The organism is Aureimonas mangrovi (genome assembly GCF_014058705.1).
GTDB classification, from domain to species: domain Bacteria; phylum Pseudomonadota; class Alphaproteobacteria; order Rhizobiales; family Rhizobiaceae; genus Aureimonas; species Aureimonas mangrovi.
The window spans coordinates 1,403,885-1,429,225 of record NZ_CP059692.1 but is presented as its reverse complement, the minus strand read 5'-3'; the positions used below and the strand labels follow the sequence as shown (position 1 = coordinate 1,429,225).

Annotated in this window: 29 protein-coding genes; 18 read left to right on the top strand and 11 right to left on the bottom strand. The window is 66.9% G+C overall.

The features are described from left to right. Positions 1-47 precede the first annotated feature (47 nt). From H1343_RS06635 to H1343_RS06615, 5 genes are all read right to left on the bottom strand, one after another. Positions 48-866: a class I SAM-dependent methyltransferase gene (locus H1343_RS06635; protein WP_185985114.1), complete on the bottom strand. Its 819-nt coding sequence runs from the start codon at positions 864-866 to the stop codon at positions 48-50. Then, positions 863-1,906: a glycosyltransferase family 4 protein gene (locus H1343_RS06630; protein WP_246333390.1), complete on the bottom strand. Its 1,044-nt coding sequence runs from the start codon at positions 1,904-1,906 to the stop codon at positions 863-865. The genes H1343_RS06635 and H1343_RS06630 overlap by 4 nt, the downstream gene beginning before the upstream one ends. Further along, positions 1,906-2,304 (bottom strand): 6-pyruvoyl trahydropterin synthase family protein, encoded by a 399-nt coding sequence (locus H1343_RS06625; protein ID WP_185985112.1) that lies wholly within the window; start codon positions 2,302-2,304, stop codon positions 1,906-1,908. The genes H1343_RS06630 and H1343_RS06625 overlap by 1 nt, the downstream gene beginning before the upstream one ends. A 16-nt stretch (positions 2,305-2,320) precedes the next feature. Beyond that, positions 2,321-3,337: a zinc-dependent alcohol dehydrogenase gene (locus H1343_RS06620; protein ID WP_185985111.1), complete on the bottom strand. Its 1,017-nt coding sequence runs from the start codon at positions 3,335-3,337 to the stop codon at positions 2,321-2,323. Between the two features lie 68 nt (positions 3,338-3,405). Beyond that, the gene (locus H1343_RS06615; protein WP_185985110.1) at positions 3,406-3,933 is read right to left on the bottom strand and encodes an NUDIX hydrolase; all 528 of its coding nucleotides are present in this window, start codon (positions 3,931-3,933) and stop codon (positions 3,406-3,408) included. 163 nt (positions 3,934-4,096) lie between these two features. Here H1343_RS06615 and H1343_RS06610 point away from each other — a divergent pair, with 163 nt between their 5' ends. The 4 genes from H1343_RS06610 to H1343_RS06595 all read left to right on the top strand — a co-directional run bounded on the left by H1343_RS06610 (position 4,097) and on the right by H1343_RS06595 (position 8,841). Next, the gene (locus H1343_RS06610) at positions 4,097-5,419 is read left to right on the top strand and encodes a D-alanyl-D-alanine carboxypeptidase family protein (RefSeq protein ID WP_246333388.1); all 1,323 of its coding nucleotides are present in this window, start codon (positions 4,097-4,099) and stop codon (positions 5,417-5,419) included. A 121-nt stretch (positions 5,420-5,540) separates the two neighbouring features. Continuing rightward, positions 5,541-6,950, top strand: coding sequence for a circularly permuted type 2 ATP-grasp protein (locus tag H1343_RS06605; protein ID WP_185985109.1), 1,410 nt, complete (start codon positions 5,541-5,543; stop codon positions 6,948-6,950). 56 nt (positions 6,951-7,006) lie between these two features. Continuing rightward, positions 7,007-7,948 (top strand): alpha-E domain-containing protein, encoded by a 942-nt coding sequence (locus tag H1343_RS06600; protein ID WP_185985108.1) that lies wholly within the window; start codon positions 7,007-7,009, stop codon positions 7,946-7,948. Positions 7,949-8,082: 134 nt separating this feature from the next. Beyond that, positions 8,083-8,841, top strand: a complete 759-nt coding sequence (locus H1343_RS06595) for a proteasome-type protease (protein WP_185985107.1) — start codon at positions 8,083-8,085, stop codon at positions 8,839-8,841. 9 nt (positions 8,842-8,850) lie between these two features. On the opposite strand, the gene H1343_RS06590 is transcribed toward H1343_RS06595, so the two are convergent. Then, positions 8,851-9,210 carry a gamma-butyrobetaine hydroxylase family protein gene (locus H1343_RS06590; RefSeq protein ID WP_185985106.1) on the bottom strand — a complete coding sequence of 120 codons (360 nt, stop codon included), beginning with the start codon at positions 9,208-9,210 and terminating at the stop codon, positions 8,851-8,853. Positions 9,211-9,314: 104 nt separating this feature from the next. On the opposite strand from H1343_RS06590, the gene moaA reads away from it, so the two are divergent. From moaA to H1343_RS06550, 8 genes are all read left to right on the top strand, one after another. Next, positions 9,315-10,361: a GTP 3',8-cyclase MoaA gene (gene moaA, locus H1343_RS06585; RefSeq protein WP_246333386.1), complete on the top strand. Its 1,047-nt coding sequence runs from the start codon at positions 9,315-9,317 to the stop codon at positions 10,359-10,361. A 108-nt stretch (positions 10,362-10,469) separates the two neighbouring features. Further along, on the top strand, positions 10,470-10,679 hold the full coding sequence (locus H1343_RS06580) for a YMGG-like glycine zipper-containing protein (RefSeq protein ID WP_185985105.1): 210 nt from the start codon (positions 10,470-10,472) through the stop codon (positions 10,677-10,679). Positions 10,680-10,802: 123 nt separating this feature from the next. After that, positions 10,803-11,720, top strand: coding sequence for a DMT family transporter (locus tag H1343_RS06575; RefSeq protein WP_246333384.1), 918 nt, complete (start codon positions 10,803-10,805; stop codon positions 11,718-11,720). After that, positions 11,720-12,937 (top strand): multidrug effflux MFS transporter, encoded by a 1,218-nt coding sequence (locus H1343_RS06570; RefSeq protein WP_246333377.1) that lies wholly within the window; start codon positions 11,720-11,722, stop codon positions 12,935-12,937. The genes H1343_RS06575 and H1343_RS06570 overlap by 1 nt, the downstream gene beginning before the upstream one ends. Further along, positions 12,934-13,572 (top strand): molybdenum cofactor guanylyltransferase, encoded by a 639-nt coding sequence (gene mobA / locus H1343_RS06565; protein ID WP_185985104.1) that lies wholly within the window; start codon positions 12,934-12,936, stop codon positions 13,570-13,572. The genes H1343_RS06570 and mobA overlap by 4 nt, the downstream gene beginning before the upstream one ends. Before the next feature lie 90 nt (positions 13,573-13,662). Further along, positions 13,663-14,436, top strand: a complete 774-nt coding sequence (locus H1343_RS06560; RefSeq protein WP_185985103.1) for an ABC transporter substrate-binding protein — start codon at positions 13,663-13,665, stop codon at positions 14,434-14,436. A 74-nt stretch (positions 14,437-14,510) separates the two neighbouring features. Continuing rightward, positions 14,511-15,221: an ABC transporter permease gene (locus H1343_RS06555; protein WP_185985102.1), complete on the top strand. Its 711-nt coding sequence runs from the start codon at positions 14,511-14,513 to the stop codon at positions 15,219-15,221. Continuing rightward, complete coding sequence (locus tag H1343_RS06550) at positions 15,218-16,018, top strand: ABC transporter permease (protein WP_185985101.1); 801 nt, start codon at positions 15,218-15,220, stop codon at positions 16,016-16,018. The genes H1343_RS06555 and H1343_RS06550 overlap by 4 nt, the downstream gene beginning before the upstream one ends. 69 nt (positions 16,019-16,087) lie before the next feature. On the opposite strand, the gene H1343_RS06545 is transcribed toward H1343_RS06550, so the two are convergent. The 3 genes from H1343_RS06545 to H1343_RS06535 are packed head-to-tail and all read right to left on the bottom strand — an operon-like array spanning position 16,088 to position 17,867. Further along, entirely contained in the window at positions 16,088-16,573 is a 486-nt protein-coding gene (locus tag H1343_RS06545) for an Lrp/AsnC family transcriptional regulator (RefSeq protein WP_185985100.1), read from the bottom strand. Between the two features lie 50 nt (positions 16,574-16,623). Beyond that, the gene (locus H1343_RS06540; protein WP_185985099.1) at positions 16,624-17,256 is read right to left on the bottom strand and encodes a uracil-DNA glycosylase family protein; all 633 of its coding nucleotides are present in this window, start codon (positions 17,254-17,256) and stop codon (positions 16,624-16,626) included. After that, a complete protein-coding gene (locus tag H1343_RS06535; RefSeq protein WP_185985098.1) occupies positions 17,253-17,867 on the bottom strand; it encodes a glutathione S-transferase family protein in 615 nt (204 codons plus the stop codon). Before H1343_RS06535 ends, H1343_RS06540 begins: the two co-directional genes overlap by 4 nt. Positions 17,868-18,023: 156 nt before the next feature. On the opposite strand from H1343_RS06535, the gene H1343_RS17085 reads away from it, so the two are divergent. From H1343_RS17085 to H1343_RS06520, 3 genes are read left to right on the top strand one after another with little or no spacing between them, the layout of a single operon-like run. Continuing rightward, entirely contained in the window at positions 18,024-19,526 is a 1,503-nt protein-coding gene (locus H1343_RS17085; protein ID WP_185985097.1) for a sensor histidine kinase, read from the top strand. 7 nt (positions 19,527-19,533) lie between these two features. Further along, positions 19,534-19,794, top strand: a complete 261-nt coding sequence (locus H1343_RS06525; protein ID WP_343048901.1) for a DUF1289 domain-containing protein — start codon at positions 19,534-19,536, stop codon at positions 19,792-19,794. After that, positions 19,791-20,489 carry a retropepsin-like aspartic protease family protein gene (locus H1343_RS06520; RefSeq protein ID WP_185985096.1) on the top strand — a complete coding sequence of 233 codons (699 nt, stop codon included), beginning with the start codon at positions 19,791-19,793 and terminating at the stop codon, positions 20,487-20,489. The genes H1343_RS06525 and H1343_RS06520 overlap by 4 nt, the downstream gene beginning before the upstream one ends. 3 nt (positions 20,490-20,492) lie before the next feature. Here the strand turns inward: H1343_RS06520 and H1343_RS06515 are convergent, their stop codons facing one another. Both H1343_RS06515 and dusA read right to left on the bottom strand, forming a co-directional pair. Next, positions 20,493-21,314, bottom strand: coding sequence for a sulfite exporter TauE/SafE family protein (locus H1343_RS06515; RefSeq protein ID WP_185985095.1), 822 nt, complete (start codon positions 21,312-21,314; stop codon positions 20,493-20,495). A 25-nt stretch (positions 21,315-21,339) separates the two neighbouring features. Next, on the bottom strand, positions 21,340-22,335 hold the full coding sequence (gene dusA / locus H1343_RS06510; RefSeq protein ID WP_185985094.1) for a tRNA dihydrouridine(20/20a) synthase DusA: 996 nt from the start codon (positions 22,333-22,335) through the stop codon (positions 21,340-21,342). 160 nt (positions 22,336-22,495) lie between these two features. Between dusA and H1343_RS06505 the strand changes: the two genes are divergently transcribed. From H1343_RS06505 to H1343_RS06495, 3 genes are read left to right on the top strand one after another with little or no spacing between them, the layout of a single operon-like run. Next, complete coding sequence (locus tag H1343_RS06505) at positions 22,496-22,777, top strand: acyl carrier protein (protein ID WP_185985093.1); 282 nt, start codon at positions 22,496-22,498, stop codon at positions 22,775-22,777. Between the two features lie 33 nt (positions 22,778-22,810). Next, positions 22,811-24,031: a beta-ketoacyl-ACP synthase gene (locus tag H1343_RS06500; RefSeq protein WP_425484634.1), complete on the top strand. Its 1,221-nt coding sequence runs from the start codon at positions 22,811-22,813 to the stop codon at positions 24,029-24,031. Continuing rightward, positions 24,028-25,311: a beta-ketoacyl-ACP synthase gene (locus H1343_RS06495; protein ID WP_185985091.1), complete on the top strand. Its 1,284-nt coding sequence runs from the start codon at positions 24,028-24,030 to the stop codon at positions 25,309-25,311. The genes H1343_RS06500 and H1343_RS06495 overlap by 4 nt, the downstream gene beginning before the upstream one ends. The last annotated feature ends 30 nt before the right edge of the window (positions 25,312-25,341 follow it).

Sequence of the window (25,341 nt, the reverse complement as noted above, 5' to 3'; positions counted from 1 at the left end):
CTAGGCGTCGCGGGGCTGACTCTATATGGTGTTCGCGCGTGCTCTGCCTACCGCGTGAGTTCACTCGCGCGCAGAGCGCCCCGGCCCTCGTCATCCTTAGGCACCGCGAGGACATCGACATGGCCGACGGTGCACAATCCGCTTCGGGCTCGGTCGAGGCGGAACGCGCGCCATTGCGCCAGAACGTCTAAGTCGCAGCGGCCGGTTTGCGAGACAGCGTCGACGACACCTTCCACGAAGGCAGTATAGAGATCGCCCGGCTCCAGCCGCCACGTGCTGTCATCGACGCCGACCGCGAAGCCGCCTGCGACGAAATGCGACACCAGCTGCTCGCCCGCCTTCGGGCCGAGCGCCGCGCCGAAACCCTTGTCTCCGGCCTGATGAGCATTGAAGGCCTCGACAACCACGGCATCGAGTTCGTGTTGCTCCTCCCAGACCATCGTGCCGTCGTAGCTGAGAGCGGCATAAAGGGCGGTCCGCTCCCGCACGAGCCGGCCTGCGAACTCGGCGAGCCAATCGGCCGAGACGAGATCGAACAACGCCGATGCCGTCACCAGGCTCGCACCCTCCAGAGGGAGGGCGTCCAGGTCGCGCAGGTCCGCCTCGAGAAAAGTCGCGTCGTCTCGCGCCCCAAGCATTGATCGCGCAGCGGCCAGGAGCGCGGGATCATGATCGACCAGCGTCCAGCCCGCGCTCGTCTCGCCGAAGGCCCGCATGGTCGAGCCGGTGCCGGAGCCGAGATCCACGACGCTGCCCTCCGGCACCCCCTCCAGATAGTGCCTGGCCATTGCAAGAAGCTGAGGAGCACGGGCGGCTGCATCGGCAGGCTCGCGCAGAGCCAGCCAATCGAGAGCAAAACCCGTCATCGTGCTGCGTCCCTGAGCGCGCGCTCGAAGTCGAGCGCGGCCTCCTGCCAGTTCGGCAGAACCTCGCCGGCTGCCTTCGCGCCCCGCGCAAGCCGCGCCACTTCGCGGCGATCCGCCAGAAGGCCGCGCAGGGCATCGGCCAAGGCTTCGGGGTCGTCCGCCGGCAAGAGAACACCCGCCTCAGCGGGCACTACATCCGGGACAGCCCCGACCGAGCAGGCCACCACGGGCAGCCCCTGCGAAAGTGCCTCGGCGAAGACCATGCCGTAGCCCTCGTGACGCGTCGGCAGGACGAAGAGATCCGCCGCTGCCATCTCGGCGCGTGAATCGGGCGCCTCGCCCACGAGCTCGATGCGGTCCGCCAGACCGGCACGATCGATCTGTGCCCGGATCGAAGCCGAGAACGCGGCGTCGCGATCGAGCCCTCCGACGATCCGGCAGCGCCACGGCAGGTCCGACAGTTTTGCGAGCGCGGCGACCATCGTATCATGGCCCTTTCGCGGGATCACCGAACCGACCGAGAGAAGGACGGCTGGCTCGTTGCCGCCGTGTGCCGCAGGCCCCTTGTCCGTACCGGGCCGGACGACATGCAGCCGGTTCGCTGGCACCTCGTAGTCCGCCTCCAGAGCCTTTGCCGTTGACGAGCTCGTCGCGATCACGGTCGCGGTGTGGCGCAGGGCGCGCCGCTCGCCGTCCGCGAGTTCCGCGCGAACAGCCTCTGTAAGGCCGGTCTCCTGCGCCAGCGGGTGATGGACAAGCGCAACAAGGCGCAGCCGCGCCCCGAGCGTGCCGGCGATCGGGGCCATCGCGCCGAAGGCCAGCCCGTCGACCACCACAAGGGCTCCGGCGTCCAGCGCGTTCAGGGCATCGAGGGTCGCGACGAGGTCGGTCTCGCCGGCACGCGGGAAGGCATCCGGAAGGCGGACATGGTTGACCTCCCAGCCGAGCGCCTCAAGCTCCGCCATGATCCGGCGGTCATAGGCGTAGCCGCCGCTGATCGTCTGAAGATCTCCGGGGATCGCGAAGGCGACCTGCCGCATCAAAGAGGCGCCTCGTACCAGGCGCGGGCGGTGTGCGATTCATGGAGCTGGACGCGCAGCTTCGCCAGCCGCATCCCGCCTTGCCCCAGCGCGCCACCGCGCGCCGCCTTTGCGAGGCCGTCGAAGACGTGGCGGCAGAGGAACTCGGTCGTTGTGGTCTTGCCGGCGAACTCGGGCAGATCGTCCAAGTTCTTGTAGTTGAGCGGCTGGAGGATCGCAGCCAGCGCCTGCGTCGCGAGCCCGATATCGACCACGAGGCCGTCCGCATCCAATTCTTCGGCGAAGAAGGCAGCGTCGACCACGAAGGTCGCGCCGTGCAGGCCCTGTGCCGGCCCGAAGACCTCTCCGGGCAGCGAATGAGCAATCATAATGTGGTCGCGGACCTCGACGGCAAACATCTGTCGGCGTGCTCCTTCAAAGCGTTTCGTAGCGAATGCGGTGGCAGAGCGTGCCCGGCGCCGCGAGAATCCCGCCATAGGCCCCGACGAGCTCGCTGAACGGTGTCTCACCCGAAAAGAGGACATCGAGACGTTGCTCCGTCAGCAGCGCGAGCGCCGCTTCTAGCCTGCGTCTGCGTGACCAGCGGGCACGACGACCGGGCGGCACGGCACCGACCTGCGAGGAGATCAGTCGCAGCCGACGGCTGTGGAATGCTTCGCCGAGCCATAGCTGCACCGCGCGGTCCGCGTACCAGCTCGCCTCCACAACGCGCGCCTCGAAGCCGGCGGCGCCGAGCGCTGTGGCAAGGCCCGCCTCGCTGGCCGAGGTGTGGACCACGAGGTCGCAATCTTTCGGAGCATCCTGTGGCAAGGCGCAGCGAAGGCCGAGGGCCGCAGCCGTCTCGCAGCGGGCAGGATCGATATCGACGAGCGTGACGTCCGCACCCGGCAGCTTCGCCGCGAGAGTGGCGACGAGAAGCCCGACGAGCCCGCCGCCGACGACGCAGATGCGCTCGCAGGGAGCGGCCTCGCCGTCCCAGACGATGTTCAGCGCCGTCTCCATGTTGGCGGCCAGCACGGCGCGCTCCGGTGGCACATCGTCCGGAAGGGGCACGACGTCGCTCAGCGGAACCACGAAACGGTCCTGATGGGGGTGGAGGCAGAAGACGTAGCGACCGCAGAGCTCGGACGGTCCTTCCGTGACTCGCCCGACGACGGCATAGCCGTATTTGACGGGAAACGGAAAATCGCCGGCCTGACACGGCCCGCGCATGCGCTCGGTCTCGCCGGTGGGCACGCGGCCTTCGTGGACGATCGCCTCGGTGCCGCGGCTGATCGCACCGAACCGGCTCTCGATGAGGAGCTCATCCTCGCCCGGCGCCCGCAGTGCCTCGCGGCGGAGTTCGACCTCGCGCTCGCCCACGACCCACAGGGCTGTCGCCTGCCTCGCCCTAGCGTCGCTGCGCGCCTGTTCCCGCTGAAATTCGTTCACACCCTCACCTCACGGTGGACAGATGGTGCGCCGGCGCTCGGCGGAAAGCCGGGGCGGACTGTCGCGGATCAGGCCGGCGCGCAGACGGCGCGCGCCACGGCACGCCAGCGGCGCTGGCCGGCGCGCTCACGCTTGGGGCGTGCAAGATCCCGCACGGCCTCGTCTTTCTCGAGTTCGCGGAAGATCGACTGCAAACCCGGCTCGAGCACCATCTCGAAGGCGCGAGCGGGCGAGACCCATTCACGCTGACGCTCGGCTCGCTCCTTCCAGTCGTCCAGTTCCTCTGTCACGACCAGAAGGAACACGTCGACATGGCACAAATGGAAAGCGTCCGGACGTCGCTTCCAGTAGTCGAAGCGGCGATAGGGTTCGGCGACGACACGTCCCCTCACGCCCGCCTCCTCCTCGGCCTCCGTTGCCGCGGCATCGGCGAGCGAAAGCCCCTTCATCAGGTTGCCCTTGGGCAGCACCCAACGGCGCGTCTCGCGCGAGGTGACGAGGAGAACGTCGAGCGAACCGTCCAGCCCGAGGCGCAGCGGCAGAGCCGCGACCTGGCGCTCGCTGACCTTGGAAGGGATCGGATCGGATCGGGACATGATCTTGCGCTGGTGGCCTCTTCGATTCGGCTGGAAAACCGGAGATTCTCTGCACCGACAATGACATGGCCGGGCGCGATGACAAGCACCAAGCTTGCCCCAAACGGGAACGCCGGAGCCATTCCGCGCGGGGGCCTTCACGTCTTCGTCAGAAGGCGGAGCTATGGAATTGACCGCCGAATCGAAACTCGCCAGCGTTCTGCGTGTAAGATGGCGATCCGCCGCGCGATACCAAGACATACGATCGAAAGAGGGGAACGGGATGGGTAGTGCGAGCTTGCGCAGAACCGCCGCGGCGTTCGCCCTTCTGGCCGTCGGCCTGGCCGCACCTGCCACGGCGCAGGACTTCGACACCAGCGCCCCCACCGCGATCCTGCGCGATTTCGCGACAGGCACCGTCCTCTTCGAGAAGAACTCGGATCAGGCGACGCCCCCCGCCAGCCTGGTCAAGCTGATGACTGTCGCGGTCATCTTTCACGAGATCGAAAAGGGCCGCCTGGCGCTGACCGATACCTTCACCGTTTCGGAGAACGCCTGGCGCACGGGCGGCGCGTCCTCCGGCGGCTCGACCATGTTCCTGCCGCTGAACTCGCAGGTTGATCTGGAAGACCTGATCAAGGGGATCGTGATCCAGTCCGGCAACGACGCGACCATCGTCGCGGCGGAAGGCATCGCGGGCTCGGTTCCGGGCTTTGCGACGATGATGAACGAGCGCGCCGCCGAGATCGGGCTGACCGGTTCGCATTTCACCAACCCGCACGGCCTGCCGGACCCTGAGCAGCACGTCACCATGCGCGACCTTTCGATCCTCGCCGAGCACCTGATCCGCGAGTATCCGCAATATTATCCGTGGTTCAGCGAAACTGAATTCACCTTCAACAACATCACGCAGCGCAGTCGCAATCCGCTGCTCGCGCTCGGCGCCGACGGCCTCAAGACGGGCCATACGCAGGAGGCGGGATACGGTCTCGTCGCTTCCGCGCCCGACGGCAACCGCCGCATCATTCTCGCTATGAGCGGGATGCGCACGGCCGGCGAGCGCGCCGAGGAGGCGCGCAAGATGATGACGTGGGGGCTGCGCTCCTTCCAGGACGTCGTGGTGCTGGCGGCCGGCACCCCTGCAGGTCAGGTGGACGTCCTGGGCGGTATCGCGCCGACGGTCCGCCTCGCCACCGATGTAGATCTTTCGATCCTCGCGGCGCGCGGTCAGGAGGCGGATTTCAACGTCGTGCTCTACGGCATCGATCCGGTCTCCGCGCCCGTTGCGGCGGGCCAGGAGATCGGTCGGGTGCGCATCGAGCGGGGCGGCGAGACGCTGCAGGAGGCGACGCTGCACGCGGTGGACGCCGTCGACCGCGCGCCATTCTTCCGCCGCGCGTGGGATGGGCTCCTCGCCTATTCGGCGCAGGCCGGGCTGTATCTGCGCGGCTGGTCGCGCGAGGCGGGCCGTACCGCCTACGCCTATGTCGCCGGCTTTGCCGGCTGAGACTGACCTGAATTCACACAAATCGCATCTTTGCACGTGTCATGGGCAGCAGAGCCCTTGGCAAGTCTGCGTGCTGCCGCATTGTATCGTTGGGGAACAAGCGTGAAGGGATGCCGTGCCGATGCCATTTGACGAGATGCTCGATTCGGGATCGGGCGTGCGTGCGCCCTACGGACGCTTCGACGCCTGGTTCCGGAAGCAGGACCCGCATATCCTGATGGAGAAGGCCGGCGAGGCCGAGAGCGTCTTCCGCCGAACGGGAATCACCTTCAACGTCTACGGGCAACAGGAGGCAGCCGAGCGGCTGATCCCCTTCGATCTCGTGCCGCGCATCATCTCGGGGCGCGAATGGTCGGCCCTCGCCGAGGGAATCGAGCAGCGCGTGACCGCGCTCAACGCCTTCCTCGCAGACATTTACCAGGACCAGGAGATCGTGAAGGCGGGCATCGTCCCGGAACGTCTCATCAAGGGTAACGAGGCCTTCCTGCCACAGATGGTCGGCTTCACGCCGCCCGGCGGCGTCTTCACCCATATCATCGGCGTCGATATCGTGCGCACCGCCGAGGATCAGTTCTACGTCCTGGAAGACAACGCCCGCACGCCCTCCGGCGTCTCGTACATGATCGAGAACCGCGAGACGATGATGCAGATGTTCCCGGAGCTGTTCGCGCAGAACCGCGTGCGCCCTGTCGAGACCTATCCGCACCATCTGCGCCGCTCCCTCGCGGCGGTCGCCCCTTCAGCCTGCAAGGGCACGCCTCGCATCGCCATCCTGACGCCGGGCATCCACAACTCGGCCTATTACGAACACGCCTTCCTGGCCGACCAGATGGGCGTCGAGCTCGTCGAAGGCACCGATCTCGACATGGTGGACGGGCGCATCGCGATGCGCACGACGCAGGGCTACCTGCCGATCGACGTCCTCTACCGCCGCGTCGACGACGCCTATCTCGACCCCAAGGCCTTCCGGCCGGATTCGGTGCTGGGCGTTCCCGGCATCATGGAGGTCTACCGCAACGGCGGCATCACCATCGCCAACGCACCAGGCACCGGCATTGCCGACGACAAGGCGATCTACTCCTACATGCCGGAGATCGTGGAGTTCTATTCGGGCAAGCCGGCGATCCTTCAGAACGTGCCGACATGGCGCTGCACGGAGGCGGACAGCCTCGCCTACGTCCTCGAGCATCTGGAAGAGCTGGTCGTCAAGGAAGTCCACGGCTCCGGCGGCTACGGCATGCTTGTCGGCCCGGCCGCCTCCAAGGCCGAGCGTGAAGCCTTCGCCGCGAAGCTGAGGGAGCGCCCGGGCAACTACATCGCCCAGCCGACGCTGGCGCTCTCCACCGTGCCGATCCTCGTCGACAAGGGCCTTGCGCCCCGCCATGTCGATCTGCGACCGTTCGTTCTCGTCTCGGACACGGTGAAGATCATACCCGGCGGGCTCACCCGCGTGGCGCTGAAGGAAGGCTCACTCGTCGTCAATTCGAGCCAGGGCGGCGGCACGAAGGACACCTGGGTGCTCGAAGAATAGCGCTCGCCACCTGACCCTGCCGCCCTGCCTGCATCGCTTTGCCGAAAGAGTTCTGAATGCCCCTTCTCGGACGCACTGCCAACGGCCTGTTCTGGATGCACCGCTATATCGAGCGGGCCGAGAATATGGCGCGCCTTCTTGATGCGGGCTTGCGCCTCTCACTCACCAATCTCTCGGCGGAGCCGGACGAGTGGAATTCGGTGCTCGTTTCGGCCGGCGTCGAGAACGCCTATAAGGCGAAGCACGCGGACTTCGATCCCGACACGATCGTCGACTTCCTGCTCCGCGACCTCGACAATCCGTCGAGCGTCCTCTCCTCCTTCGACGTCGCGCGCACCAACGGGCGCATGGTGCGGACGGCCCTGACGCGTGAGACATGGGAAGCGCTGAACGAAGGCTGGATGGTGCTGAAGAACCGCCTTTCGCGGCCGGCCGACGACCTTCCTGCCGTCCTGAACCTCGTCAAGCAGCGCACGGCGCTCATCCGCGGTTCCTTCTACGGCACCATGCTGCGCAACGAGATCTTCGACTTTTGCAATCTTGGCACGTTCCTGGAACGCGCCGATTCCACCGCCCGCATCCTCGACGTGAAGTACTGGGTGCTCCTGCCGCAGCACTCCTCCGTCGGCTCGCCGCTCGACAATTTTCAATGGGGGTCGATCCTGCGCTCGGTCTCGGCCCTGCGGGCCTACGCCTGGGAGTACGACGCCGAGTTCCGCGCCAACGACATCATCGACTTCCTAATTCTCAACCGCCGCATGCCGCGCTCGCTCGCTTACTCGTACCGCTGCATCGAGGAGAGCCTGAGCTTCATCGCGCGCACCTATGGCGAGACGCACGCCTGCCACGAAACCGCGCGCGAAATCGCCGCGCGGCTGGAGGAGACGGACGTCAACGAAATCATCGATTTCGGGCTGCACGAGTTCATCGAGCGACTGATCCTCGACAACAACCGCCTGTCGAACGAGATCGCGCAGAGCTACCGGTTCCATTCCTGACGGACTGAAGCGTTCCTGAGGCACAATCGGGGGATGGCGCCTGCGCGCGCTTGCGCTGCGGCACGTGGCGGAGCAAAGATTAATCGTGTCGATTTTCGTGCGTCGAAGGGCGCGCAGCAGGAACATGCCCAACGATGACCTATTGCGTCGGCCTTCTGGTGGAGGAAGGCATCGTCTTCATGTCGGACACCCGCACCAACGCGGGGGTCGACAACGTCTCCACGGTAACGAAGATGAAGACGTGGGAGGTGCCCGGCGAGCGCTTCCTCTGCCTCCTGTCGGCGGGTAATCTGGCGACGACCCAGTCGGCGATCTCGCTGCTCGAGGAGCGGTTCGCCGCACCCGCGGAGCGCAAGCCGACGCTTCTCGGCCAACCCTCGATGTTCCAGACCGCCAAGCTCGTCGGAGAGACGCTGAAGGAAGCGATCTCCTTCACCGCCGAAAGCGGGCAGCGTGCCGATGGCGTATTCTCCGGCTCCTTCATCCTCGGCGGCCAGATCAAGGGCGGGCGCCCCCGCCTCTTCCTGATTTACCCGGAAGGCAACTTCATCGAAGCCGGCGCCGACAACCCGTTCTTCCAGATCGGCGAGCACAAGTATGGCCGCCCGATCATCGTGCGCACCTACGATCCCGCGATGTCGATGAACGAAGCGGCCAAGCTTCTCCTCGTCTCCTTCGATTCCACCGTGAAGTCGAACCTTTCGGTCGGCCTTCCGATCGACCTTCAGATGTACCGCACCGACAGTCTCGTGCGCGGCTATCACCAGCGCATCGAGGACAGCGATCCCTACTATCGCGAGATATCCGGCGGCTGGTCCAACGCCCTTCGATCCGCCTTCGACAGCCTGCCGCCCTTCGTACCGAAGGGCCATCCGAAGGCGATCGCCTCCTGACCGGCCTTCTCAGTCGCGGGTAAGGCCTTTGGCGGCGAGTTCATCGAGATAATTCTGCCAGCGCTCCTCGCGATGAGCGGCGAGTTCGGCGAGATAGCTCCAGGTGAAGAGTCCCGTGTCGTGGCCGTCGTCGAAGACGATGCGTACGGCGTAGTGACCGACCGGCACGAGGTCGCGGATGGCGACAGCGCGCTTGCTCCCAACGGTGACGCGTTGCTCTGGCGAATGGCCTTGCACCTCTGCCGAAGGAGAGAGCACGCGCAGCATCTCTGCACTGAAGGCCTCGCTCGCCTCGTCATCGTAGACGAGTGTCAGGGTCTGCCTGTCGCGCGAGACGCGCAATTCCTTCGGCGTGGCGTTTTTTGACATTCCAGCCTTCACCTTTCCGTCACGCGGCGCCATCTTGACCCCTGCAGGGTCGCCTTCCACATTCGGCAGGCATCCATGCGATTTGTGACAAGGCCTTCCTTCTGATGAGTTCCGCCGCCCACATCAAGATGCCGCTCGAAGCGAAGCGGCCGGCGGCGCCGCTGATCGATCCGTTCGCGCGCCCGATCACCTACCTGCGTGTCTCGGTCACGGATCGCTGCGACTTTCGCTGCGTCTACTGCATGGCGGAGGACATGGAGTTCCTGCCCAAGCGCGATCTCCTGACGCTGGAGGAGATCGACCGGCTGGCCAGCGCCTTCGTCGAGCGCGGCGTGCGGCGCCTGCGGCTGACGGGCGGCGAGCCGCTGGTGCGCAAAAACGTCATGTCGCTCATCCGCTCGCTCTCGCGCCATATCGACAACGGCGCCCTCGACGAACTGACCCTGACGACGAACGGCTCGCAGCTCGCCCGCTTTGCGGACGAACTCGCCGAATGCGGTGTGCGCCGCCTCAACGTCTCGATCGATACGCTCGACCCGGACAAGTTCCGTGCCATCACGCGCTGGGGCGATCTCGGCAAGGTGATGGACGGCATCCGTGCGGCGCAGAAGGCCGGCATCGCGATCAAGCTCAACGCCGTTGCCCTGCGCAATTTCAACGAGGGCGAAATCCCGTTCATGATCGAATGGGCACACGGTGAAGGCATGGACCTCACCTTGATCGAGACGATGCCGCTCGGCGAGATCGGCGAGGATCGCACGGATCGCTACCTTCCACTTTCGAAAGTGCGGCGCGACCTCGCCGCGCGATTCACGCTGACGGACATTTCGTATCAGACAGGCGGTCCGGCGCGTTACGTTCGCGTGGAGGAAACCGGCGGGCGCCTCGGTTTCATCACGCCGCTAACCCACAATTTCTGCGAAAGCTGCAACCGGGTCCGCGTCACCTGCACCGGCACGCTCTTCATGTGTCTCGGCCAGGAGGATGCCGCCGACCTGCGCGGCGCGCTGCGCGCCTCCGAAGGCAACGACCTCCTCCACACGGCTATCGAAGAAGCCATCTCGCGCAAGCCGAAGGGACACGATTTCGTCATTGACCGCACGACCCGAGCGCCGGCCGTCTCGCGACACATGAGCATGACGGGCGGCTGAGCCGGCCGGCCTGGCTGCGGCTTGCCCGCAGGTCTGATTCTCTCTGGAAAGGCGCGGGACCGGCGCTAGTTCGCTCTTCGACAAGACCAATCCTTCGAGGAGACGACCATGAAGACGCTCAAGCCCATCCTGGCCGTGACGGCTGCCCTTCTCATCGCGACTGGCTGCACGCGCACGGAACGCACGCTGGCCGGCGCCGGCATCGGCGGCGCGGGCGGTGCCGTCATCGGCGATGCGGTGGGCGGATCGGGCGGTGCCGTCGTCGGCGCGCTGGCCGGGGGCACGGCGGGCGCGGTTGTCGGCCGCAATACGCGCTGATCGCACGAAAGTCGGAGGCCGCCGCTCGCCTCGGGCGGCGGCCTGTTTTTATGCACGCTGCCTCGCCAAGCGGCACCTGTTGGCGTAAGGAAGGCTGATCATTCCCGCCTCGATCGGTCGTCCGTGTCCCTCGCATTTCCGCAAGCGTCGTCAATCAGCGACAACGGCAAGGCCGCCCTCCTGATGGTGGGCGCGATGGGCGCCTTCGCCTTCAACGACGCTATCGTCAAGCAGGCGATGACCGAGATTTCGACGGCGCAGCTCCTGACGGTGAGAAGCACCCTTGCTTCGATGCTGCTCCTGGCCCTGGCTGCCTTCCGCGGCGAGCTTCGCGGGGCGCGGGCGGCACTGCGACTGCCGGTCATCGTGCGTTCGCTGGCCGACATCGGCGCGACGCTCGCCTACATCAACGCTCTCATCCATCTGCCGCTGGCCAACGCCTCGGCGATCTATCAGGCGCTGCCGCTCGTCGTGACGCTCGGCGCCGTCATCTTTCTCGGCGAGCGGCCGGGCTGGCGCCGTTGGTCCTCGATCGCACTCGGCTTCGTCGGGGTGATGATCATCATCCGGCCGGGAACGGACGGTTTCACCGTCCACTCGATCAGCGTCCTCCTCTCCGTCGCCTTCTCGGCGCTGCGCGATCTGGTCACGCGGCGGCTGCCGGCAAACGTTCCCTCGGTGTTCGTCTCGACCGTGACGGCCATCTCGGTCGGCCTTGTCGGCTTCATCCTCCTGCCTTTCCAGGGCTGGCAGCCGATGACGCCGACCTTGACGCTGTCCATCGTCGCGGCGGCCTGCGCCATATCGCTCGGCTACATCGCCATCGTCGCGGCCATGCGGCTTGGCGAAGTGGGTTTCGTCACGCCCTTCCGCTACACGATCCTCGTCTTTGCCACGATCCTCGGCTTCGTGTTCTTCGGCGACGCGCCAGCCCTTCTCGACGTGGTGGGGGCGGCGATCGTTGTCGCCAGCGGCGTGTTCGTATTCGCCCGCGAGCGCAGGCTCGGACGGCTCGCACCCTTGCGCAACCAGGTGCATTGATGAGAGACGACTGTCCCGCCCACGCGGCCGAACTGCGTGTTGCGCCGACCCCGCCCGCGCGTCGCCCGATGCTGCTGACGCTGATCGTCGCTTCGGCGCTGTCGCCGCTCGCCATCAACATCTTCCTGCCTTCGATGGCCTCGATTGCGCAGGACCTTCAGGCCAGTTCCGGCCAGATCGGGCTCGGCCTGTCGCTGTTCCTTGCCGCGACAGCGATCATCCAGCTCGTCGCGGGCCCGCTGTCGGACCGCTACGGCCGCCGGCCGATCATCCTCGCCGGCATGGCGCTGTTCCTCGTCGGCACCTTGATGTGCATCTTCGCCGGCGATGCCGCCATGTTCCTCGCCGGCCGGGTGGTGCAGGCGGCGAGCGCCACCGGCATCGTGCTCTCGCGCGCCATCGTGCGCGATCTCTACGCCCGAGACCAGGCCGCCAGCATGCTCGGCTACGTCACGATGGGCTTTGCCGTCGCGCCGATGTTCGGCCCCGCCATCGGCGGACTTCTCGACGATGCCTTCGGCTGGCGTGCCGTCTTCTGGATGCTGGGCGGGATCGGCGTCTTGACGCTCGGCCTTCTCGCTTTCGACCTGTCGGAGACGAACAAGGCGCGCGGGGCGCCGATGGGCGCGCAGTTCCGCTCCTACGGGCTGCTTCTTCGCACGCCGGCCTTCTGGAAGTTCACCGGCGTCGCGGCCTTCGTCTCGGCGGCCTTCTTCGCCTTTCTCGGCGGCGCGCCCTTCATCGCGGCGCAGGCCCTCGGAATGACGCCGGCCGAGTACGGCCTCTGGTTCATGCTGTGTGCGCTGGGCTACATCGCCGGCAACTTCATCACGGGCCGCTTCTCGCAGCGCCTCGGTTTGAAGCGCATGATGATCGTCGGATCCGCGATCACTGGAAGCGCCTCCGCCTTGATGCTGATCCTCTTTCTAGGGGGCTGGATTTCCCCTTTGACACTGTTCGGTCCAATGATGCTCGTCGGCTTCGGAAACGGCCTTTCGGTTCCCACCGCAACGGCGTCGAGCGTCAGTGTCCGCCCTGAGGCGGCGGGCGCGGCGGCCGGTCTCCTCGGCGCTTTTCAGATCGGCACCGGCGCGGTCTTCTCGGTCACGGCCGCGGCCTTCGCCTACACGCCAGCTATCACCGCTCTCCTGATGGTTGTCGGCGGCGCGATCGCGGTCGCGTGTGCCCTGCGCGCCGGCCGCGTCGAGATATCGTGATCGGTCCCGCCGTCGCGCTTCCGGCCGCCGTGCTCCTCGCCGGCGGACGCGGCTCGCGCATGGGCGGTGCGATCCCGAAGCCCTTGATCGACCTTGCAGGGCGCACGCTCGCCGAGCGCACGCTGGACGCAGTGCGCGCTCACTGTGCCCCGATCCTTGTGAGCGCCGCCGACACCGTGGCATTCGCCAGCCTCTCCCTGCCGCTCGTCGACGATTTGCGCGAAGGCAGGCTCGGCCCCCTGGCAGGGCTGGAGGCCGCAGCGCGCTGGCTGGCGGTGAACGCTCCGGACACCGCCTATCTCGTCAGCATTCCCGGCGACACGCCCTTCCTGCCCGCCGACCTCGTGCCGCGCCTTGCAGCAGACGCAGGAGAGACCGTCCGCGTCGCAAGGAGCGCCACCGGCACGCATCCGACCGTCGCGCTCTGGCCCGTGTGCCAGCTCGGCCGCCTCGGCCCTTATCTCGACCGACCGGGCGTGAGCCTTTCCGTGCGCGCCTTTCTCGAAGACTGCGGCTGGGAAGCCATCTCCTTCGAACCTGATCCGAGGGCGCCGGGCGGGGATCCGTTCTTCAACGTCAATACGCCAGGCGATCTTGCGGCAGCTCGAAGCATGCTTGTTAATCGGGCACTTTAAGCGCGCCGCGCGGTTGCCATTCGCTGGGAATCGCGCAACATCGCCCTTTCGTTCTTGCCCGGCCGCCGAACCCCGAAAGGCTCCTCGCCCATGCATCTGTCCCGCACCCTCACCATGCTCACCGCCGCGCTGGCGCTGACCGCCAGCGCTGCACAGGCGCAGGAAACGCTGCGCATCGGCACGGAGGGGGCCTACGCGCCGTTCAACTTTACGAACGCGGCGGGCGAGCTGGAAGGCTTCGACATCGACATCGCCCGTGCGCTCTGCGACCAGATGGAAGTGACCTGCGAGTTCGTCACCTCGGACTGGGACGGCATCATTCCGGCCCTCCAGAACAACCGCTTCGACGCGATCATCGCCTCCATGTCGATCACGCCCGAGCGTCAGCAGCAGGTGCTCTTCACCAACAAGTATTATCAGACCCCGCCCGCGTTGATCGTGCCGCGGGACAGCGAGATTACCGAAGCGAGCGCGGAGGCCATGTCGGGGCTTTCGGTCGGCGCGCAAGGCTCGACTACCCATTCGCAGGCAGCGGAGGCCCTTTTTGCCGACTCCGATGTGCGGATCTACCCAACGGCTGAGGAATACCAGCTCGACCTTGAGAACGGCCGCCTCGATGGCGCGGTCGATGATGTCGTCGTTCTATCTGAATTCCTCGACACGGATGCCGGCGCGTGCTGCCGCCTCGTTGATACGCTGCCTGCCGATCCTGCGATCTACGGCGAAGGCATCGGCATTGCGCTGCGCCTCGGCGAGGACGAACTGGCGGAGCGCTTCAACGCTGCGATCGACGCCATCCGCGAGAACGGCACCTATGCCGAGATCCAGGACAAGTATTTCGACTTCGACGTCTACGGCGACTGACGACACCCGGCAGCGGCCCGCTCGAGCCTGCCCGCACGGCAAGGCCTGAGCGGCCGCACTGCGGCGCGACCTGAATGGACGACCTTCTATCCCTCTTGGCGTTCGGCGACACGGGCTGGGGCGACGAGATCGCGCGCGGCGTCCTCGTCACGGCTTCGCTCGCTCTCGCAACGCTCCCCTTCGGCCTGACAGCAGGGCTCCTGCTCGCGCTCGCCAAGCGTTCGAATGACTGGGCGCTGAACCTTTCGGCCAACATCTACACCACGATCTTTCGCGGCCTGCCCGAGCTTCTGACCCTGTTCCTCGTCTTCTACGGCGGGCAGGCACTCATCAACGCGATGACCGGTGCGGCCGGCCTGCCGGATCTGTCGCTCTCGGCCTTCGTCGCCGGTATGCTCGCCCTCGGCTTCGTCTTCTCGGCATTCTCCTCGGAAGTCTTCCTGTCGGCCTTCCGCGCGATCCCGGAGGGGCAGGAGGAGGCCGGCAGGGCGCTCGGCCTTTCGCGCTCCCGCATCCTGTGGCTCATCACCTTCCCGCAGCTCATCCGCATCGCGCTGCCGGGGCTGACGAATGTTTGGCTGAACCTCTTGAAGGACACGGCGCTGGTGTCCGTCATCGGCCTCGCCGACATCATGCGTCAGGCGGGCGTCGCCGCGCGCGTCACGCGTGAGCCCTTCCTGTTCTACACAGTCGCCTGCGCGCTGTTCCTCGTCATGACCTTCGCTTCGGTGGCGGTCATCTCGCGGGTCGAGCGCTGGTCGAAGCGCGGCGAGGTCTCGCGATGAGCACCCTCCCCCCGCCCGCCACGGCACAGGCGCGCCCGGGCCCTGCCGGCCTGATCTTTCTTGGCTTCTGGGCGCTCTGCGCCGTCGCGCTCGCCGCCTATCTCCTTTCGCGCTGGGATGCGGCGTTGATGGCGCGCTATACGCCCGTCTACCTCTCCGGCCTGTGGACGACCGTGTCGCTGGTCGCCATCTCCTTCGCGCTGGGGGCGCTCCTGTCGGTGCCGATCGCCATCGGCCGCAGATCATCCAACCCGATCGCGCGCGGCACGAGCTTCGCCTATGTGAGCTTCTTTCGCGGCACCCCGCTGATCGCGCAGATCTTCCTCGTCTATTACGGCTTCGGTTCGTTCCGCGCCGCGTTCGAGGCGGTGAATTTGTGGTGGTTCTTCCGCGAAGCCTGGTACTGCGCGATCTTCGCCATTTCGCTCAACACCGCGGCCTACCAGGCCGAGATCCTGCGCGGCGCGGTCGAAAGCGTTCCGCGCGGCCAGTGGGAGGGCGGGCGCTCGCTCGGGCTCCCGACGCCCGTGATCCTGGCGCGCATCGTCTTCCCGCAGGCGATGATCGTGGCGCTGCGCCCCTACGCCAACGAGATCATCCTCCTGGTGAAGGCGTCGGCAATCGTCGCGATCATCACCGTCTTCGACCTCATGGGAGAGACGCGCCGCGCCTTCGGTCGGACCTTCGACTTCCAGACCTATCTCTGGGCGGCGATCCTGTACCTGGCGCTCGTCGAGACGCTGCGCCACGCGACGAACTTCGTCGAGCGCCGCATAACCCGCCATACCCAGCGCTGAATCATCGCATGAAGCGGCGGAATCGGTTCGCGAGCCGCAGGCCGCAACCGATTCTTCCGCAACGTCAATTCAACTTTCGCGGCCGTCCTTGTCGAGCACGAGATAGTCGAGCGGCATCTGCGTCGTGTACTTGATCTGCTCCATCGCGAAGGAGGAGGAGACGTCGCGGATTTCGATCTTGGCGATCAGCCGCTGGTAGAAGGCGTCGTAGGCTGCGATGTCCGGCACGACGACCCGCAGGAGGTAGTCGACATCGCCGCTCATCCGGTAGAACTCGACCACCTCCGGGAAGTCTCCGACCACCTCCGAGAAGCGGCGCAGCCACTCGGCCGAGTGAGCGGCGACCCGGATCGACACGAAGACCGTGACGCGGGCATTGACCTTCACCGGGTCGAGGATGGCGACACGCCGCTTGATGACGCCCTCCTCCTCGAGCTTCTGGATGCGGCGCCAGCACGGCGTCGTGGAAAGACCGACGCGCTTGGCGATGTCCGCGACGGCGAGCGTCGCGTCCTCCTGAAGAAGCCTCAGGATCTTCTTGTCGAGCCTGTCCACCCATATCCTCCGGTTGTTGCCCGGCAATGCCATAGCACGGATGCGCGTGCTTACCGAACCAGTGTCGCGACCCGTTTCTTGAGTTCCGGCAGGAGTTCCTCGGAGAACCAAGGATTGCGCTTGATCCAGGCGTTGTTGCGCCAGGAGGGGTGCGGCAACGGCAGGACAGGCGCGTGCCGCCCCCGGCCCTCCAGGATCGCCCGCCAGTCCGCGACGGTCCCCGTCACCGATCGCCGCTGGCCCGCGACACGCGGGATATGCCAGTCCTGCGCATAGAGGCCGATGGCCAGAACCAACTCGACCTGCGGCATCGCCGCAAAGACCTCGTCATGCCAGCGGGCCCGGCATTCGCGGCGCGGCGGCAGGTCGTAGCCAGCCTTGTCGTAGCCCGGAAAGCAGAACCCCATCGGCACGACGCACACGCGCGATGCGTCGTAGAAGGTTTCCGGCCCGACCCCCATCCAGTCCCGCAACCGCACGCCGGACGGGTCGCTGAAAGGCCGCCCGGCCTTGTCGGCGAGATTGCCGGGCGCCTGCCCCGCGATGCAGAGGCGCGCGGTGGAGGATAGGGTCAGGATCGGATTGGGTGGCACCGGCAGCGGCGCGCCCAGTGGATCGTCCCGGCAAATGCGGCAGGCGCGGATCGTCTTCCCCAACGCCGCGGGATCGGGGGCCTCGCTCAAGCCTTCGCGCTCTCTCGGGCGGCAAGATCCGCGTGCCAGCGCCGGACGTTGGTCAGTTCTTCGGGCACTGCGATTTTCGCGAGCTTCGTGAAGTCGAGCGCGACAAGACCGGTGATGTCGGCGATCGAGAACGCCTCTCCCGCAACGAAGGGCTTGTCCACAAGATGCGCGTCGAGCATGCGCAGGAAGTCGAGCGCCTTCGGCTTGTTCGCCTCGCCCCATTCGGGCAGCTGCGGCACCTCCCACTCGGCCATCGCCGGATGGATATGGCGGAAGGCGGCGGCGACGGCGGCATAGAAATTGAGTTCCAGACGCCGGTTCCACTCCTCCACCCTCGCGCGGGCGAAGGCATCGTTGCCGAAGAGCGATGGTTCGGGGGCGAGCGTCTCCTCCAGATAGCGGCAGATCGCGACGCTCTCTGTGATGACGCGCCCGTCGTCGAGCTCGAGCACGGGAAGGCGTCTCAGGGGATTGCGATCGGCGATCTCCGGCTGGCGGTGGCCGAGCGCTCCCATATCCACCGGCACTATGTCCAGCGTGATACCCTTCTCGGCCATGAAGATGCGGACGCGGCGCGGATTGGGAGCGCGCCCTCCATCGAAAAGCTTCATCGTATCAACGCCCTCCCGCTGCTGAGCAGAGATTTTGGATGAAGTCGTCGCGCCTCACCTGTTTCGCCTTTTCTTAAGGCAAATTCTTAAACTTTCGGCAAGATGATCGGCAGGCCATCCGCTTGTCTGGCTTGTTCGGAGTTCCAGCCTTTCGCCATGTCCGCGCTCGCCCCATCCCAGACCCGGCGATATGACAGCACCGTTGGCCACGACGAGGGCAGCGAGGTGGCCGGCGTCCTGAAGCGTGTGCGCGAGCGGCTGGTCTGGGGGCACCCGCTCGCCTCGCAGGTCGAGCGCTCGCTGCTCCTGCGGCACGCGATCGCGATCCGCTCGGGTGTCGGGGTGATGGCGCTTCATCTCCTTCTTGCCGCGAGCGGGCTCGCCGCCTTCCTCGACTGGACGACGGCGGCCCTCTGGTCGCTCAGCGGCGCCGTCTCGCTCGCCGCCCTTGCCTATCTCGCTGCGCGCCTGCGCGTCGAGGATCGCAACGGCTTACGCGCCGAGCGGTGGACGCGCCTCTTCTGCTGCGCCCACGCGCTGGCCGGCCTGTCATGGGCGGGCTTCGCCGCGCTCGGGTGTACTTCATGCGACCCGGCCGCCTTCGACATGCTGCAGGTCGCGGTCCTTCTCGTCGGTCTGGCGATCGTGGCGACACTCGGCTCTTCGCTGCGCCATACGGTGCTTCTCACCTTCCTGCCCGCCGCCCTGATCCTCGCATTGCGGGCGACGCAGGCCCCTGATGCCGCATTAGCCTCGGCGCTTCTCATCCCGGCCGGCGCGGTGCCGCTCTTTGCCATCGTCGCCGATCGCCTGAGGGCCGGCGCGCGCGAGCGCTTCAACCATCGCGTCGAGAAGGATGCGCTGGTCGCCGAACTCGAAGAGGCACGCATCGCCTCAGACGAGGCGCGGCGGCGCGCCGAGGACGCCAACCACGCCAAGTCCCGCTTCCTCGCGACGATGAGCCACGAGCTGCGCACCCCGCTCAACGCCATCCTCGGCTTCTCGGAGGTCATCACCAAGGAAATCCTCGGCCCCGTCGGCAATCCGACCTACCGCGAATATGTCGGCGACATCCACGCCTCGGGCCGCCATCTCCTCGATCTCATCAACGAAATCCTCGACCTCTCACGCGTGGAGGCCGGCCGCTACGTCCTGAACGAGGAGGCGGTGAACCTCGTCGCCATCGCCGCCGACTGCCGCTCCTATCTCGGCCTGAAGGCGCAGGCGAAGAGCATCACCATCGTCACGAAGCTGGAGAGGGGCCTGCCGCTCCTGTGGGGCGATCCGCGCGCGCTGCGGCAGGTGGTCCTGAACCTCCTGTCCAACGCCGTGAAATTCGCGCCAGCCGGCAGCGAGATCGTCGTGCGCGTCGGCTGGACCGCGGGCGGCGGACAGTACGTTTCCGTCGCCGACCAGGGACCGGGCATTCCCGCCGACGAGATCCCGCTCGTGCTCTCCTCCTTCGGACAGGGCTCCACCGCCATCAAGAGCGCCGAGCAGGGCAGCGGCCTCGGCCTGCCGATCGTCCAGGCGCTCGTCCATCTGCACGGCGGCGAACTGCGGCTCGATTCGGAGGCCGGCAGAGGCACCGAGGCGCTGGCGATCTTCCCGCATTCGCGGGTGCTCGAGGTCATGCCGGCGATGACGGACTATCTCTGAGCCCTGCGTGCTTGCCGGCCAACGGCGCCGCACCTATCTCGCGCCAACACGCCGGACACGACGAACGCGAAGGTGCCCCATCGAAAGCCCCTGCATCCTCGTCTGCCATCTCGATCCCGCGTCCGGCATTTGCATCGGCTGCGGGCGCAGCGGCGAGGAAATCGCGAATTGGGTGGCGATGGGCGAAAAGGGGCGGCGCGCGGTAATGGCCGCCCTCCCCGCGCGGATGGCGGACGCTTTCGCGAAGAAGCCTGTGGGCGCCCGATGAACACGAACCTCCTCATCCTCCTCGTCCTCGCCGCCATCATCGGCGGCTTCGTCCTGCTTGTCAGTCTGGCCGGCGGCAGCGTGGGAGGCATGGACGACGACGATTTCGTCCGCCTCGTCTTCCTTGGAACGCTCGGGCTCGTCATCGGCACGACGACGCTCTTCGCGGCGCGTGCGAGGCCGGGTCGCGCTCTGGTACAGGCCGGCATCTGGGGTCTCGTCTTCCTGGCGCTGATCGCGGCCTACGCCTTCGCAGACGATTTTCGCATCGCCGGCCAGCGCATCCGGGCCGTGCTTCTACCCGGCAGCGCCATCGTCACCGACGCAGGCGAGGTCATGGTGATGCGCGGTCGCGACAATCACTTCAACCTCGATGCCGAGTTGAACGGCGAGCGGGGGCCGATGCTGGTCGACACCGGCGCGAGCATCGTCGCGATCGATCCAGAGACGGCCGCGGCCATCGGCATCGACACCAGCACGCTGCGCTATGGGACCCGCATCATGACCGCCAACGGCGTGGCGGATGCCGCATCGGTGCGAATCGACACGCTTCGCGTCGGAGACATCGAGCGCCGCAATGTCGAGGCTGTCGTTACACAGGGCGGCGGCCCGGGCTTCGCGCTGCTCGGCATGAGTTTCCTCGGAACGCTCTCCTCGGTCGACTTTCGCGGCGACCGGCTCGTCCTGCGCGACTGAGCGCTACAGCAGGCTCCAGGCAAAACGCGCCGAGACCGAGAACAGGAAGATCGCAAAGCCGATCTGCAATTGGCGCTGCGTCAGCCTATGCGCGAGCGTCGTGCCCCACGGGACCGCCAGCATCGACAACGGGATGAGGACGGCGAGCGCGACGAGATTGACATAACCGAGGCTGAAGGGTGGCAGCCCCGCCTCGCCCCAGCCGGAACCGACATAGGGGATCACGCCCGGCAGCGCGATCAACAGGCCGACCCCCGCCGATGTCGCGACCGCCTGATGGATCGGGCGGCCGTAGAGCGTCATGAAGGTGTTGTTGAGAACGCCGCCGCCGATCCCCATTATGGCCGAGATCGCGCCGATGATGAAGCCGGCGATGCTGCGCCCGAGGCGGCCCGGCAGGTCGTCCCCCAGCTTGAACGGCAACCTGCCGATCGCCATGCGGATGCCAAGGACGAAAGCGATCACCGCGAAGACACCGCGCAGCCCCTCGGAGGAAAGGATCGCAGCGAGGAACCCGCCGGCGACGGCGCCAAGCGGCACCGCGATCAACCATTGCCGCAGCAGGGTCCTGTCCACCGCTCCCTTCCTCATATGCGCGAACAGCGAGCGGATGGAGGTGGGAATGATGAGCGCTAGCGACGTACCGACGGCCATGTGCATCGTCAGGCTCTGGTCGACGCCGAAGGCGTTAAAGGCCGAGAACAGGACGGGCACGGTGACGGCCCCGCCTCCGATGCCGAAGAGGCCGGCGAGGAAGCCGGCGACGAGGCTGGCCACGATCAGGATCGCGGCGAGCCACAGGATGGACGATGCGTCGAGCGTCATGAGGGAGAGGCTTTCGGGGTACGGATCATGCGGCGTCGGCCGTTGGCTCCACGCAGGCATAGGCTTCGAGGATCAGATCGGCCGTGGCGCCGGGACGCGTCGCCCCCTCCGAGAGCATCTGGCGCCACCGCCGCGCACCGGGGCGCCCTGTGAAGAGCCCCGTCATATGCCGCGTGACATGGATGAGGCGCCCTCCCGCCTCGATATGATCTCGCGCATAGTCGGCCATCGCCGCGACGACGCCGTGAAGATCGTGGCGCGGCGCTTCGCGATAGAGCGGATCGACATTCAGGAGATCGCCCGGCTGGCCGTAGGCGGCGCGCCCGAGCATCACCCCGTCAAGATGTTCGAGGAAGGGCCGTGCAGCCTCCACGCTCCCCAACCCGCCATTGAGTCCGATGAAGACCTCCGGCATCCGAGCCTTCAGCGCGAGAACGCGGCCGTAGTCGAGCGGCGGGATCTCCCGATTTTCCTTCGGCGAGAGCCCCTTCAGCCACGCCTTGCGCGCATGAACCCAGATGCCGTCGGCCCCCGCTTCCACCACATGGTCGGCCAGCATGTCGAGCGCAGGGCCCGGATCCTGGTCGTCGACGCCGATCCGGCACTTGACCGTGACGGGGATGGAGACCGCGGCGCGCATGGCCGCCACGCACCGCCCGACAAGATCGGGCGTCAGCATCAGGCAGGCGCCGAAAGCTCCGGACTGGACGCGGTCGGACGGGCAGCCGACATTGAGGTTGATTTCGTCGTAGCCGAAGGCCTCGCCGATCGCCGCCGCTTCCGCGAGGCGCTGCGGGTCCGATCCGCCGATCTGGAGAACGACCGGATGCTCCTGCGAGGCGAAGCCGAGAAGGCGGTCGCGTTCGCCGTGGAGAATCGCCTGATCGACCACCATTTCCGTAAACAGCCGGGCACGCGCGCTGAGCTGCCGGTGCAGGTAGCGGCAGTGACGATCCGTCCAATCGATCATCGGCGCTACGGCGAAGACCGGAGCGCGCGCAGGCTGGCGTTTTTGCATCATGGCCGCCCTATAGCGCGGAAAGCAGGCGCTTCGCCAATCATTCGACACGAGGCGAGCGGTGGCGCCTCCGTTTCGTCACTCTTGCAAAGCTTTCCAAAGTCGGCACGAGCCCTTATAGCTCCCCGCCAAATCGTACAAACCTTGCATTCGAGGGACCGCCTTGTCTTCCACGTTCGACCGGGTCGCCGACATCATTGCCGAAACGAGCGAGATCGACCGCGCCCAGATCACGCCCGAGAGCCACACGATCGACGATCTGGGGATCGACTCGCTCGACTTCCTCGACATCGTCTTCGCGATCGACAAGGAATTCGGGATCAAGATCCCGCTCGAGAAGTGGACGCAGCGCGTCAATGACGGCGAGGCCGACACCGAGGAATACTTCGTGATGAAGAACCTCGTCGCCAAGATCGACGAACTGCGCGCAGCCAAGTCGGCCTGAGGCCGAAGGCTTTCGCGTGACGGGACGGGAACATTGCCAATGACGCGGGACGTGCTCGTCAGCGGGATCGGGCTCGTCAGCTCGCTCGGCGAAGGGATCGGGGCGCATCTGTCGCTCATGGAGGGTGGCCGCGCCATCCAGCCGGTGCTCGAGACCGAACGTTTCACGCCCAACGTCGTCCATCCCCTGCCCGCGCTCGACTGGTCCGCGCAGATCCCCAAGAAGGGCGATCAGCGCCAGATGGAGACCTGGCAGCGGCTCGGCGTCTACGCGGCCGGGCTCGCGCTCGCGGATGCGGGCATTTCGCCCGACGAGCAGACGCGCTCCGGCGTCGACATGATCGTGGCCGCCGGCGGCGGCGAACGCGATCCGGCCGTCGATGCTCTCGTCATGCAGCGTCTGCGCGGCGTCGACGATCGCGGACCGCTGTTGAACGAGGTCCTGTCGAGCGAACTGCGGCCGACACTGTTCCTGGCCCAGCTCTCCAACCTGATGGCCGGCAACATCTCCATCGTCCACAAGGTGACGGGCTCCTCGCGCACCTTCATGGGTGAGGAAGGCGCGGGCATCTCGGCGGTCGAGACGGCGGCCGCACGGATTGCGGCCGGCCAGAGCGACGTCTGCCTCGTCGGCGGCGCCTTCTCGGCCGAGCGGCTGGACCTTCTCGTCAACTACGAGCTCGGCGGTTTCCTCTCGCCTGGCGACTGGCGCCCGGTCTTCTCGCGCGGCGAGCCAGGCGCGCTGGTACCGGGCAGCGTCGGCGCCTTCCTCGTCCTCGAATCGGCCGAACACGCCGCAGCGCGCTCCGCCCCCGGTTATGCCAGGCTCGATCACGTCGCCGGCGATCGCGGGCCGCGCGACGCCGATGCGCTTGAAAAGCGGATTGCCGGTCTGATCGAAGCGAGCGAGGCAGCACAGGCCGATCTTCTGGTTCTCTCAGGCGCCACGGGCCTTGGCGCCCTAGTCGCGGCCGAGCGCGCCGCGTTGGCTTCCGCTGTGCCGGGCGCGCCGTTGCGCGCCTATGGCAGCCTTCTCGGCCACGCCTTCGAGGCACATTTCCTGGCCGGCCTCGCGCTCGGCGCGGGCCTGCTTTCCAAGGGCATCATGCCCGCTCCGTTCGGAGGCGGCGGCGAGGAAGCGGCGGCGGACTTCGCGCCGCGCGCGGCACTCGTCACCGGCGTCGGCCACGCCCGCAGCGAGGGCGTCGCCCTCCTCTCCGCCATCGGCCCGGGAGCGCAGGAGCGATCAGCATGAGCGCCGACTTCGATCATCTCGGACGTCCCGTCGTCGCCGTCACCGGGCTCGGCCTCGTCACCTCGCTCGGGCAGGGCGTGGAGGACAATTGGGCGGCCTTGCGCGAAGGGCGCTCCGGGATCCACTCGATCACGCGCTTCTCCACGCAGAACCTGCGCACAACGATCGCCGGCACCGTCGACTTCATGAAGGTCGAGCCATGGACGGGCATCGATCTCTCCTATGCGCTGGCCGAAAGCGCCGGGCGCGAAGCGCTGGCCATGGCCGGCCTTTCGGCAGGCGAGATCGGCGGCCCGCTCTTCCTCGCCGCTCCGCCCATCGAGCTCGAATGGCCCGCCCGCTTCGCCCTCGACGCGATGGACGGCTCGGCACGTGAAGAGGCCGGCTACGAACGCCTGATGGAGATCGCGCGCTCTCACCGCTCCAGCGCGACCTACGATCTGACGCTGTTCGGCGGCATCTCGGAGCGCCTCGCCGATATTCTCGGCACGCGCGGCCTGCCCGTGACCCTGTCCACCGCATGCGCCTCGGGGGCGAGCGCCATCCAGCTCGGCGTGGAAGCCATCCGGCGCGGCGAGACGAGCCGCTGCATCGCCATCGGCACCGACGGCTCAGTCGGGGCCGAAGCGCTGATCCGCTTTTCCCTGCTCTCTGCGCTCTCCACGCAGAACGACGTGCCGGAAAAGGCGTCCAAGCCCTTTTCGAAGGATCGCGACGGCTTCGTCATGGCCGAGGGCGCCGGCGCGGTCGTTCTGGAATCGCTGGCATCGGCGCGCGCGCGCGGCGCGACGGTCTACGGTGTGCTGCTGGGTTGCGGCGAGAAGGCCGACGATTTCCACCGCACCCGCTCCAAGCCGGACGGCTCGCCGATCATCGCTACGATCAAGGCCGGGCTCGACGATGCGGGGCTGTCGCCCTCAGACATCGGTTACGTGAACGCCCACGGCACCTCGACGCCCGAGAACGACCGGATGGAGCATCTTGGCCTGTCCGCCGTGTTCGGCGAGGCGCTGGCCGGCACCCCCGTCTCCTCGTCCAAGTCGATGATCGGACACACGCTGACGGCCGCGGGGGCGATCGAGGCGGTGATCTCGCTTCTGGCCATGCGCGACGGGAGCCTCCCGCCGACCATCAACTACGAGCAGGCGGACCCGGCGATCGCGCTCGACACGGTGCCGAACAAGGCGCGGAACGCTGACGTCTCGGCGACCTTGTCGAACTCATTCGGCTTCGGCGGCCAGAACGTGTCGCTGGTGCTCGGGCGCGAACCGCGCTCCTGACGCCGCCTCCCATCAGAGAACGAGCTTTTC